The following is a 12,423-nucleotide window of genomic DNA, read 5'->3' as shown; positions in this document are numbered from 1 at the left end:
AGTTCCCGAAGAAAGTCTCACATCGCGATCCCCCAGTTCGGGCCGAAGTTCACAACTGATAACGGCCACGGAACTTCATGGGGAGCGGGCATTACGTTTTGCCAATTTGGCCCCACTGCTGATTCCGCTAGACTGTAGAAAATCCGCCCGAGATTATCTCGCCAAGATGAAAAGCCCTTTTCTTCAGACCATCTTTTTCGCGCTAGTCCTTGTCACAGGGTCGAGCCATGCTGACACCACATTGGCCGCACTCGATGACTTGCTCCCGCCCGTACAGACCGAAACCGAACGATTCCCACCGGCGGAAGATGAAGACGCAAAGGCTGAGACCTCAGAAGACGAGGCAGAAGAAGAGCCGGAGCCGCAGCTCGAGCCGGTAAAACCTGAAATAGAAGCACCAGATGAACCTCTGAAAAGCACTCTGCCAACGCCAAAAACCGCCGATATTCAGCAACAGATTCAAAAACTGCGGGATGCGCTCGACGGCCGGCAACATGCCCTCAGCCTGAGTGAACAAAGGCTGGACTACGCCGAGTCGCTGTTGAATCGTCTGAATAACGAGTACGAAAGTTTTGAGCTCCGCCTGGAGCGCGCCGGACTGAATCTGACAGATGACTACGCGAATCTGCTGCGACAGCGGCTCGAGCGTTTGCGAGACCAGACCATAGCCGCCGGGCTCACCAAAGGTATCACCGCACAATTGTCGGCGGCGCGTGAAGAACAGTTGCGGCTGGAAGAGTTTGAAGCGGTGATTGAACCCGACGACGATGCCCGTGGAAGGCTCGCAGTGAAGCGTGCGCAGCTTCTTCGGCAATTACACAGCACGGTCACCAAGCATATTGAGGTGCTGAACGAGTACTACAACATTGTCATTCAGCTCCAGGACCGGCTTGAAGCCTATCAAACACTGCTCCAGCAAAGGCTGTTTTGGCTGCCCAGCACGGAAAGAGTCGATCTGACCATTTTCAGTGAGGTCTATCGCGGGCTTGCCTGGTTTGTCTCTGGCTTTAAATGGGAGTCTTTGAAGGAAGCTGTTTCTGTATCGATCGATGAGAACTGGCCCCTCATGAGCCTGCTAACCGCCCTACTGCTGATCATGGCGATCCGCCGCCGAGCGCTTCGTAAGGCGCTCGTCGACACCGGCTACCACGTTGGCAATGTGCGCCGGGATCGTTGGCAATTTACGTTTTCTGCGCTCATATACAGTTTGTTGCTGGCCTTGCCGGGTGTGATTACGCTGACCATCGGGCATTTGGCCCTGGAGGGCGGTAACCGGTTCTTGCACGCGCTTTCCCGTGGTCTTTCCAACGCGGCATTTGTGGCATTCCTTCTGCGGGGCATCTACACCGTGGCCTACAACAAGGGCTTGGGTGAGCGTCACTTCCAGTGGAAATCAAATACGCTGAGGGTGCTTCGTAAACAGATCCCGATGTTGCTGGCCGTGCTCATCCCGATCATTGTGGTGATGCCAACGATGACCACCACCAAGGGCGCCGCATTCAGCGACAGCCTGGGGCGACTGCTGTTTGCGATAGCGTCAATCGCCCTCGCTTTCTTTGCCCAGCGCTTTATGTCGGCGGTGCGCAAGGACCAGCCCAACCGAAAAATACTCAAGCTTCTTCATGGGTTCGCGGTCGCCATGCCGCTCATTCTGGCCTTCATTTCACTCTGGGGCTACCACTACACTGCAGTACGTTTTGAGGGGCTGATGTTCATCAGTCTGTGCTGGCTGGCGTGCGTCATCCTGCTGCATTACCTGGGTTTGCGCAGTCTTACCGTTCGGGAGCGCCGGATGACCCTCAAGCGCGTCATCGAGAACCGGGAAGCGGAGCGCAAGATCGCCGAAACCCGCGAAGCCGCGGAAACCTCAGGCGAAGGCGTGCCGATGAACTACGAAATGCCCCAGCGGGATATCGATGACATCAGCCAGCAAAGTGAAACCGTGCTGAAGATTTTCTCGCTGATTTTGGCCGCCGCCGGGCTTTGGGCGCTGTGGGACAACGTTTTTCCCGCACTGGGAATCTTCGATGAGATAACCCTATGGACGATCAGCACCGGGATTGAAGGTGAAAGCCCGGTTCCAATCAATCTCGGCGACCTGATGATTGCCCTGGCCATCGGCGTTGGCACGGTTCTGGCGGCCCGTAACCTGCCGGGCACTATGGAAGTGGTGTTCCTGAGCCGGCTAAACCTGGAGCCGGGTGTGGGTTACGCCATCACCACGCTGGCCACCTACACCATCGTCTTGATCGGCATTGCCGCCGCGCTTGCCGGGCTCGGCTTCCAATGGTCCAAACTGCAATGGTTGGTGGCCGCCCTGGGTGTTGGCCTCGGCTTTGGTCTGCAGGAGATTGTCGCCAACTTTGTTTCGGGGATTATTCTGCTGTTCGAGCGCCCGATCCGGGTTGGAGATACGGTCACCATTGGCGGCATTACCGGCACGGTTTCGCGCATTCGCATTCGGGCAACCACCCTGGTGGATTGGGATCGCAAAGAGCAGATCATTCCCAACAAAACCTTCGTCACCCAGGATTTAACCAACTGGACCTTGTCCGACCCCATCACCCGGGTGATCATTCGCGTGGGCGTTGCCTATGGCTCCGATGTCGATAAGGTTCAGGAGTTGCTGTACCAGGTAGCCGTCGAAAACGAACGGGTTGTTGAAGAGCCTGCACCGGCGGTGTTCTGCGTTGAGCTGGGTGACAGTAAAATCGATTTCGAGGTGCGCGTGTTTGTTCGGGATTTGTTGGATTTCATGCCGCTGTCCCATGAACTGCACTCGGCCATCACCCGCACACTGGAAGAAGCGGGCATCCAAATCCCCTTCCCGCAACGGGATATTCACATCCGAACGGAACCCGTGCGCAAGGAGACTGGCCAACCCGAGTAAAATCCGTTCCGACATCCATTGCAACGGCCCTGCCCCTTCTCTACCATACTGGCTATTCATACAGTATCTGGCCTGAGGTAGTTAGTGACCGTTTCATTTGTGCACATCCGACGCCGGTACGATTTCCGGAGCATTGAAATCGGGCGATGGGTTACCGAAGCAGAGCGTGACCGGGCCGCGGTGCGGTTTCATGATGCCCTGATTACCCTGATGAATACCCTTCATGTGCCTGAAGAAGTCATCTCGCTAAAAAGCTCGTTGGGCCTGCAATATGGCATTGGCGGTCAGCTTGGCGTGTGTGCCCACTACATTCCTGCCACCCGGCAATTGGCGCTGGCCAAGAACGCAGGCGCAGGTAGCCTGGCCCACGAATGGTTTCACGCCTTTGACCACTACATTGCCGGCAAAGTCTTTGTGCAGCCGAGTCGCCAGGCCTTTGCCAGCTCACTGTGGCTTGATAGCCAGGCCTATAAGTCACACTCACTCACCTCCCTGCTTTTCCGATGCTTTGAGGCCATTTTACTGAGCAAAGACGGCACCCAGCCGAGCGAGCTGTTCCGGTCATCGCAAAAAGTGGATAGAGAGCAGCAGGTTCTTTATTGGGCACGGCCAGAGGAAATGTGTGCCCGCGCCTTTGAAGCTTTCATTGAAGACAGCGCGCCCTATAACAGCTTTCTGGTCAGAGGCACCCGTTCGTCCCCGGAGGCCCAGCTTGGGCTGTATCCCGAAGGTGAGCAGCGTGATCAGGTCGCTCAGGCCTTCGGCGACTATTTCGCTCAGCTTGGCCGGGCACTGGGTAAGGCTTCATTAACTGGCAGTAGTAAACATTGAGGGCCATACTTCAAGAATCCGGAGGGACCGGGTAGACAACGCGAATCCTAAAAATACGACAATGCGTTGATCTAAATGTGAATTTCTCGGCATAGGACAACGGTATTAACCGATGATGTCCTTGAAGAAGCAGAACGGATTCAGCCTGCAGGAATTGCGACAGTGCTTACGAACCGCTACCAACTTTCAGGATTGGTACGGCGCTGCTTTGGCCCTCGATAACCTCTCTGGCGCGGAGGCCTGGCGCCAGAACGATGCTTCAGAGTTCTACGATTTCCTCGATATCCGGGCTCGCTATGAGCAACTGGTCACTCTCCTCAACGACAAGAATCACGAAGAACTGCTGTACGCCCTGAACGAAGGCATTCATGGCAACATGAGCGGCATCGGCCGCCCGATTCTCTACGACCGGGCGATGACAGGTACCAAATGCCTGATTGACGACTACGTCACAGCCATTGCCGATGCCCTCTGGGTGGTTGCCCGCTCGCCCTCGAACAAGATTTCACTGCAGGATAAAGTTGATTTCTTCCGCCGGGCTAGCCACTGCTACGGCCGCTCCGCACTCATGCTCAGTGGCGGTGCCGGCCTGATCTATTCCCACCATGGTGTCGTGCAAACGCTTATTGAGCAGGATCTGCTGCCGAACGTGATTTCGGGGGCCAGTGCCGGTGCCTGGGTGTCGGGGTTGTTGGCGATGTACACCAACGAAGAACTGAAATCAGGTGTCATCGGGGACTACCGCTACGATTTGCCAATACACTTGAATCCTTTGAGGGTACTGGCGGGCCTGGAACCCGGGGTTTCGCCGCTGTCGATTAAACAGTGCGCATTGGATGGCATCGACAACCAAATGACGTTCCAGGAAGCCTACGAGCACACTGGCCGTTACATCAATATCTCAATTGCGCCGGCTGAGAAACACCAGAATTCCCGTTTGATGAATGCTATTACCTCGCCAAACGTGTATATCCGCTCGGCCATGGATGCGTCTGGCAGTGTTCCGGGCGTGGTGCCACCGGTCACTCTGTATGCGCGCGGTGCCGATGGCAAACCCAAGCCCTATTTGCCTACTCGAAAATGGGTGGACGGCTCCTTTGCCGAGGACCTGCCGGCCAAGCGATTATCCCGGCTGTTTGGGGTCAATCACTACATCGTCAGTATGATTAATCCGGTGGCCGTGCCATTTGTAGACGATCCGAAGCTGCGTACACGCCGACGCATTCGAACCATGACCAATACCATGATGACCGATGTAGCAACGGATCTGCTCAGTGGCCTGGAGCACTACCTGACTCGGGTCGGCGTCTCACTCATCAGTCCGGCCATTTTGATGGCGCACGGCGTGCTGAATCAAAGCTATACGGGCGATGTGAATATTATCCTTGAGAAGAAGAACTTCCACTGGCGCAATGTGCTGTTCAGTTACCACGGGGAGGAGGAAATCGAAAATCTCGTGCTTGCGGGCAAGCGCAATACCTGGCCTAAACTGGCGATGATTCGTAATGCCACCCTGATAGGCCAGGAACTGGATTCCATCCTGGAATCGCTGGATCAGAAGGAATTCGGTGTGCGCCCCAGCGGTGGGAAGCGAAATGGCGGAGCGCGAAATAGTAGCGAGCAAAGCAAAGGAGAGCGTCGCAGGCTGACGCTCCCCTCCGTGCCCTGTTAGTCCACTTGGGCGGCAATTTCCTCAAGCGTGTTGTATTCACACTCGCGCTCAGCGATGAAGCTGTCGGCAGAGTCGATGAGGATGTTGTCATCGCGCATGAAGCGACGGCCCAGTAGCACAGGGTATTTGAAGTTGCCGCGGTCGGTCAGTGAAAACTGGGTTTCGTGCACGGTACCGGCAATGCAGAAGTTCATTTTCACCACGTACCGGCGCTGCGACGGCGCGCTCTTCCGCTTGATCAGCACGGTCCGATGTACCGGGCGCTCGAATTCCAGGATGACATCTTCGTGTTCAATAGTGCCCTCGCTGGGCTGGTCTTCATGGTCTCCCAGCGGCAGCTGGAACTTCACCCACTCTTCTTCGCCCTTTTTGAAACCTTCCACGTTCACTGCGTGCAGTGACGAGGTCTTGGCCCCTGTGTCCAGGCGGGCCTTTAGGCGCACGCTGGTGTCGTTCATGACCAACCATTCAACAAAGCCGAGGGTTTCCGGAACGGGTTTTTCCGAATCCTCAGAGGCTTTCGCGAATGCGGCGCCTGCCGGCAGAGCCAAGGAAAATGCGAGTGCCAGTGACGTTAAAAATTTCATTCAAAATCTCCTGCAAAGGACTGTAAATCGGGGAAAAAGCGAAGAAACCGTTTTTCCAGTTCAACATCATTTGCCCGGATTTCGTCAATCATCCCGGTGAACTTGTTGGCGAACCGAATGCGACCGGCAACGCGATCGAGGGCATAGCCAATACTCTCCAGATCTCGATATGCACCAAACCAGTCGTGCTCCACCATGCGTCGTGTCACCTGTGCCATTTTCTCCGGCATCAGGTGCTCATTACGTTGAAGTTCCTGGTAAATACCTTCGACAAAGATACCACGATCGGTCTGGCTAAAACGTTGCCAATGCCTTAACAGATAGTGATCGTACAGAATGTCGAGGGCTACGCCGGCGAACCGGCGCCGCTGCCTTGAAAAGATGGCCTTGCTGGCAAGAACCTCAGGGTGCTGGTCGGTAAAGCTATCCACCGCCCGGTGATGGCGGATGCCCTGCTGCACCGGAACGGGCAGCAGGGACACATCAATACCCCGGGTAAAATCGCCAAGAATACTGCCCACTCTGGCCTCGGGGGAATCCGGCGCGAGAAAAACATGGGCAAGGTGATTCAAGCAAGCTCCTGGCGATTATAGGATCAGAAGTTGAACTGAACGCCAACTCCGAGACCGTCTACGGTAACGTCATCGTCGTCATAGTAACGCATGTACTCAAGGTTGCCAGAGACATTGCGTGCGAACTCCATGTTCAGGCCGACACCGTAAGATACGTCGCTCTCGTCATCGGTAACGGTGTTGAATGGCCCTTCCGCCTCAACTTCAACACGGGTGAAGCCCAGCACCGCGTAAGGCGTTATTGGGGATTCGTTCGCGATGTTGAACGTGGCATAGCCACCGAAGAAGTTGTCGACGGAATAATCGATTCCGCGAACGCGATCGTCATCCACGCCAAATCCGCCGCGGGCTTCGAAGCCCAGAAACGGAGTGGCCATAACCCCGGCTTTGGCTGAGAGCGTACCCACGTCAGCGTCTTCGCCTCCGGCGTCGAGACTCATAAAGGTGTAGTTAAGGCCGGTGTAAACCCCACCTAACCCGGATTTGTACATATCTTGAGCGCTGGCTGCACTGGCGGCAAAAAGGCCTGAGGCCAGGACTACGGCAAGTGAACGTGAGTGTTTCATTGCTTGTTCTCCTTATCGAGCAAAGTGTGGCTCTTTTTAGAAGTTGCACCAATAACACGGGCAATACCAGAGCCAAGATCCCTATTTACCCCTTTTTTACAGTGATTTAATGCTCTGTTAATTCGCAACCTGTAAGTGCCGTTTTGTTGCGGAAGCGGGCACCCACAGGTATTCTGACGCCACTCTTGTTTCAGCTGGCCTGAGCATTCTTTGAGAAACCTCTATCCCGTAATATTCATCGTCAGTGTCATGTTTGTGCTTTTAAGCATTTTCATGACGTTACCGGTCATTTTTCTGGCAGGTTCTATTGCGCCTAATGCCTCGGCGTTTGCGGAATCGGCCAGCATTGTGTGTGGCCTTGGAATTTTTGGCATCGTTGCCACTTATCGGCAACCTCGGGATCTCAAGCCCCGGTACATGTTTGTCCTGACGGTTTCCAGTTGGTTCATCCTCACCCTTTGCTCTGCCTTGCCCTTTTATCTCAGTGGCAACAACATCTCCGCGCCGGATGCCGTTTTTGAGGCAACCTCCGGTATAACCACCACAGGGGCAACCGTGCTCAGCGGTCTGGATACCATGGACCGGGACTTGCTTTTGTGGCGCTCCATTCTTCAGTGGATCGGGGGTATCGGGATAATCGGAATGTTCGTTGCGGTTCTGCCGTTCCTGCGTGTTGGCGGTATGCGGCTCTTTGCCACCGAATCCTCTGAGTGGACCGATAAGGCCCTGCCCCGCATGAAGACCCTCAGCCGAGGGCTGCTGGTGGTTTACATTATCTTTTCCATTGTCGCGGTGCTGACCTACTGGGTCTCCGGGATGACCCTGTTTGATGCCTTCAATCATGGCCTGACCAGTATCGCCACCGGCGGTTTTTCCACCTCAGACATGTCCATGGGCAAGTTCAGTGACCTGATCTTGATGGAAGCAACCCTGTTCATGATTCTGGGCAGCCTGCCGTTTTTCCTGTTTGTTCGGGAGATGCACGGACAACATGGCGTGTTGTTTCGTGACCAGCAGGTGCGGTTTCTGCTGACGTTACTGCTGCTGATTCCGGCGGTGTTGACCCTTTACCGGTGGGCCGTGTCGCCGGTGCCCTTTGACCCACTGCACAACTACGCCTCTACTCTGTTCAACGTAACCTCGGTAGTAACCACCACCGGCTACGCCTCTGAGGATTACTCGGCCTGGGGTCCATTAGCCTTCGTGCTGTTCTTCTTCCTGATGTTCATCGGCGGCTGTTCGGGCTCAACCTCCGGTGGCATGAAGGTCTTCCGCTTCCAGCTCTCGATCATCATCCTAAGAGAGCAGTTGATGCGCTTGCTTCACCCTCGTGCGGTATTGACGCGGAACTACAACGGCCGGGCGGTCAGTGACGAAATCATCTCGTCCATGATCGCCTACAGCTTCATTTTCCTGCTTTCCCTACTGGTGATTACGGTGGCACTCGCCGCTATGCAGCTGGACTTCATCACCTCGTTGTCGGGTGCCTTGTCGTCGCTGACCAATGTCGGCCCAGGGCTAGGTGACATCATCGGTCCCTCTGGGAACTTTGGTCCCCTGCCAGACGGCGCCAAATGGTTACTCTCAGTCGGCATGCTGATGGGTCGCCTGGAAATCCTCAGTGTCATTATCGTACTGTCGCCCGCCTTCTGGCGCAGTTAGGGCTATTATTGAACAAGCACTGCCTTAACGGGTGCTGTCTAAGCGAGTACCGACGTTCAAAGCCCTACCGCCCTAGCGGGTGGTGAAGCTAAGGTCATTGCCATGACCCGTGTTCTGTTTGTCACCAGTGAGGTTCATCCGTTGGTCAGAACCGGCGGATTGGCCGATGTGTCCGCCAGTTTGCCAGAGGCGCTGGGCCATATTGGTTATGACGTCACTATACTGTTGCCGGGCTACCCTGCCGCCATGGAATTAACCCGTGACGCCGGGGCTCTTCACAAAGCGCGCTTGTGGGTCGACAGTTACGATGTAAACCTGTGGCAAACCCGCTTACCCGGCACCGCCGTTACCCTTTGGATCGTCGATTGCGCACAGCTTTTCAGGCGCCCCGGAAACCCCTACCAAAACGCAGAAGGACAGCCTTGGAAGGATAACGCACGTCGTTTCCAGTTGTTTGCCAAGGTAGGGGCCAAAATTGCACTTGGTAAGGCCGGGTTATCCTGGATCCCCGAGGTGGTGCACTGCAACGACTGGCAAAGCGCGCTGCTACCGGTCTACCTGGAGTTAAGTTCCGAGCGTCCCAGCACGGTATTTACCGTTCACAATCTGGCCAGCCAGGGCCTGTTCCCGCAAGACACCTTTCAAAACTTTGGTCTGCCCGAGAAATCCTGGAGCTACGATCTACTGGACCTCAAGGGGCAGCTTGCGTTCATCAAGGGCGGCCTGGTGTTCAGTGACCGCATCACGACCGTGAGTCCGGGTTACGCCGAGGAAATCCAGACCCCGGAATTCGGCTGTGGCCTGGAAGACCTGCTTTACCAACGTCGTCATGAATTAACCGGAATCCTGAATGGCATCGATACGCGTGCTTGGGATCCTGAAAACGACGCCCACCTTCCCCACCACTATGGTCCTGAGGACATCAAGAGCAAACGCCTGTGCCGCTTTCAGTTGCGACAGGAATTGGGGCTGGAACAGACTGATGCCGCACTGTTCTGCTTTGCAGGTCGAATGGTTAAAGGAAAGGGTCTGGACTGGCTTTCGGACGTGTTGCCGGCGCTGTTAAAGCGAGGCTGCCAGCTGGCCATGATAGGCGCCGGAACCGCTTCTCAGGCGTCGAGTTCTGAAGAAAGGAAATTTGAGGTTGCAATGGACCAGCATGCGCGGGACTGGCCTGGACAACTGTCAGTGACCATTGCTTACGATGAGGCCCTTGTTCACCGCGTGATTGCGGGCAGTGACTTGCTGCTCATGCCCTCACGATTCGAACCCTGCGGGTTGAACCAGCTTTACGGTCTGCGCTATGGCACCATTCCCATCGTGAATCGGGTCGGAGGGCTAAGAGACACCGTGTTCGATGTCTCCAACAACAGCGGTGAGATAGCCAACGGCTTCAGCTTTGACATTCCAGACGCCGCGGCTTTGCTCTCCACTATTGAACGGGCCCTGAAATATTATGAAAGCCGAAGAACCTGGCGCCGGATCCAGGAAAACGCCATGACAGGCGATTATTCCTGGAACCGCAGCGCCCGGCTATACAGCGATCTGTACCAAAATATCCTTGCCGAACGCCAGCATGCCATTTGGGGTTAGCCCGGTCTGGCGTGGCTCAGAGCGCGTGCTTCTGAATAAAGCGACCGATATCGACCACTTCTTCCAGACAAACGCTGTGTTCCATCGGGAAGGTCTGGTAGTCCGGGGCAAAGCCCATGGCTTTCAGGGCCTCCACGCTTTGTACCCCCAGTGATTCCGGCACCATGGGATCAAAGGTTCCGTGGTAGACAGAAATGGGTATCCCGGCATTGGCGCTCGACGGTTTCACCGTTTTGGCGGTGGCAAAGTAGGTCGACAGTGCCAGCACACCGGCCAGGCGGCTCGGGTAACTCAGGCCCAGCTCGTAAGCCACGGCGCCGCCCTGGGAGAAACCAGCGATAACGATTTTTTCAGACGGGATGCCGCGTTCGATCTCGCGATCCACCAATTTACCCACGGCATCGGCGGATGCCATCAGCTGCTCGGTATCCACCACGCGATCTATATCCATGGCCTTGATGTCGTACCAGGCGGGCATGCGCATGCCGCCGTTGATTGTCACCGGCAACTCGGGGGCGTGGGGAAAGATAAAACGCACAGCCGCGCCTTCAGGCAGGCCCAGCTCCGGTACTACCGGTTCGAAATCGTGCCCGCTCGCGCCCAGGCCGTGCAGCCAGATGACCGCAGCTGTCGGATTCGGAGCGGTTTCCAGTTCAATGTAATCAAGATCCTGCACTCAACACCTCGTTGACGTCGGTAAATAGATGATTCGGATTATTCCGGATTCGGTTCGTCTGAATTCGCTTCCAGTGCCGTCACTACCGGGTTGGCGTACATATCCAACAGGTACGGACGGATGGCCGGATCACAGGCGTCCAGGCGCCGGTCCATTTCGGCCTCGGCAGCTTCCATTTCCGCCGGTGACCAGGCTTCGGCCGTCACCACGGTATCGCTGACGGTGTCAGGGGTGACGTGCGCATCGGGATGTACACCACGGGCATGGTACGCGACCAGGTTAGAGGCATGCAGGTGGTAGTTAGCGTGCATTTCCCGATCAATCAACGCAGACATAGCCTTGGCGTCGTCCGGTGCGTTTTGAATGGGCTTGCCAAAGTGAACGTGCACATGGCCCTTGAATCCGGTTAGGCCCTTCATGATCTGATCGGTGTCCTCACCTTCGGCCTTGGTGTAATTGCCGGTGCGGGCGCGCGCTTCCAGCTCTCGGGCTTTGTCTTCGTCGCAGGGATCGTACTCATAGGCAATGGAGACAGGCACCACGTGTAGCCGGTTCATGGCCTCGGCAAAACTGAGCCCGCTCTTCTTGCGGCTCATGTAGAACATCTTGATGATGGCGGGATCGGTAAAATCGAGGCCGTCTTTGGCCCGGCCTTCCCGCTGGGCGATCCAGATGCTGTTGTTGGTATCAATGCTGTGGTTAATAAAGGCCGACAGCGTCAGATAAGCGTCCCGCATTTCCCGCGGGCTGGTCATGTTGCGACGAACCACAAAGCTCTTGTTCAGTCGCATCATCTCCGCAAATACGCGGTTGGCGAGCAGATTGTCACCAATTGCAATTCGGGTGGTGTGAAAACCGTTCTGGAACAGCAGATAGTTCACCACCATCGGGTCGAAGACGATATCCCGGTGGTTGGAGATGAACAGGTGCGCGCTGTTTTTGTCCAGGTGTTCCAGGCCACTGACGGTAACCCGTGATGTGGTGCCGTCCACCAATTCGCCAACATAGGAAGACAAGCTGGCTTGCAGATCATCAACCCGGTGGTATTGCCCAAAATGGTTTGCCAGCCAGCGGCGAATGAACACTCTGAGCACTGCCGGAGCCCAACGGGCGAGTGTCGGCGATTTGAACCGGCCGACCATGTCGAGAAATTCCTGATCGTTTACCAGGCGCTTAATGGCCGGGCCGGTCTCTTCGTCCGAATACGGACGGATGGCATCAAATTCCTGCATGGAAGCCCTGTTATTATCGGTGTCTGTCACAGAATTCCGCTAAACGGTGATTCAAAAACGCGGTATTGTAGCGTTTCTCAGGTTACTTTGCCTCCATCCCCCGCCATCGTGTTTCGCATCCTCGCCAATGAATCTGTTGGTG

The 12,423-nt window shown here is 55.7% G+C and carries 10 protein-coding genes; 5 read left to right on the top strand and 5 right to left on the bottom strand.

Translation table 11 applies throughout. From position 1 onward, the window contains the following. Positions 1-241: 241 nt before the first annotated feature. From FGO67_RS11420 to FGO67_RS11410, 3 genes are all read left to right on the top strand, one after another. Entirely contained in the window at positions 242-2,890 is a 2,649-nt protein-coding gene (locus tag FGO67_RS11420; RefSeq protein WP_238942339.1) for a mechanosensitive ion channel domain-containing protein, read from the top strand. A gap of 84 nt (positions 2,891-2,974) precedes the next feature. Next, complete coding sequence (locus FGO67_RS11415; RefSeq protein ID WP_338039561.1) at positions 2,975-3,721, top strand: CLCA_X family protein; 747 nt, start codon at positions 2,975-2,977, stop codon at positions 3,719-3,721. Positions 3,722-3,833: 112 nt separating this feature from the next. Continuing rightward, positions 3,834-5,393, top strand: coding sequence for a patatin-like phospholipase family protein (locus FGO67_RS11410; protein WP_203300804.1), 1,560 nt, complete (start codon positions 3,834-3,836; stop codon positions 5,391-5,393). On the opposite strand, the gene FGO67_RS11405 is transcribed toward FGO67_RS11410, so the two are convergent. From FGO67_RS11405 to FGO67_RS11395, 3 genes are read right to left on the bottom strand one after another with little or no spacing between them, the layout of a single operon-like run. Further along, positions 5,390-5,980, bottom strand: coding sequence for an ATP-dependent zinc protease family protein (locus tag FGO67_RS11405; RefSeq protein ID WP_203300803.1), 591 nt, complete (start codon positions 5,978-5,980; stop codon positions 5,390-5,392). The genes FGO67_RS11410 and FGO67_RS11405 overlap by 4 nt on opposite strands. Further along, entirely contained in the window at positions 5,977-6,552 is a 576-nt protein-coding gene (locus FGO67_RS11400; RefSeq protein ID WP_203300802.1) for an acyl carrier protein phosphodiesterase, read from the bottom strand. Before FGO67_RS11400 ends, FGO67_RS11405 begins: the two co-directional genes overlap by 4 nt. Positions 6,553-6,575: 23 nt before the next feature. Further along, positions 6,576-7,118 carry a porin family protein gene (locus FGO67_RS11395; protein ID WP_203300801.1) on the bottom strand — a complete coding sequence of 181 codons (543 nt, stop codon included), beginning with the start codon at positions 7,116-7,118 and terminating at the stop codon, positions 6,576-6,578. 249 nt (positions 7,119-7,367) lie between these two features. Between FGO67_RS11395 and FGO67_RS11390 the strand changes: the two genes are divergently transcribed. Then, positions 7,368-8,780, top strand: coding sequence for a TrkH family potassium uptake protein (locus FGO67_RS11390; RefSeq protein ID WP_203301194.1), 1,413 nt, complete (start codon positions 7,368-7,370; stop codon positions 8,778-8,780). Between the two features lie 102 nt (positions 8,781-8,882). After that, positions 8,883-10,373, top strand: a complete 1,491-nt coding sequence (gene glgA, locus FGO67_RS11385; RefSeq protein WP_203300800.1) for a glycogen synthase GlgA — start codon at positions 8,883-8,885, stop codon at positions 10,371-10,373. 16 nt (positions 10,374-10,389) lie between these two features. Here the strand turns inward: glgA and FGO67_RS11380 are convergent, their stop codons facing one another. Continuing rightward, positions 10,390-11,049, bottom strand: coding sequence for an alpha/beta hydrolase (locus FGO67_RS11380; protein WP_203300799.1), 660 nt, complete (start codon positions 11,047-11,049; stop codon positions 10,390-10,392). Positions 11,050-11,087: 38 nt separating this feature from the next. Beyond that, on the bottom strand, positions 11,088-12,281 hold the full coding sequence (locus tag FGO67_RS11375) for a lysophospholipid acyltransferase family protein (protein WP_203301193.1): 1,194 nt from the start codon (positions 12,279-12,281) through the stop codon (positions 11,088-11,090). Between the last annotated feature and the right edge of the window lie 142 nt (positions 12,282-12,423).

This window comes from Marinobacter sediminum (genome assembly GCF_016820575.1).
GTDB lineage: Bacteria > Pseudomonadota > Gammaproteobacteria > Pseudomonadales > Oleiphilaceae > Marinobacter > Marinobacter sediminum.
This window is presented reverse-complemented; position numbering and strand designations above follow the sequence as displayed.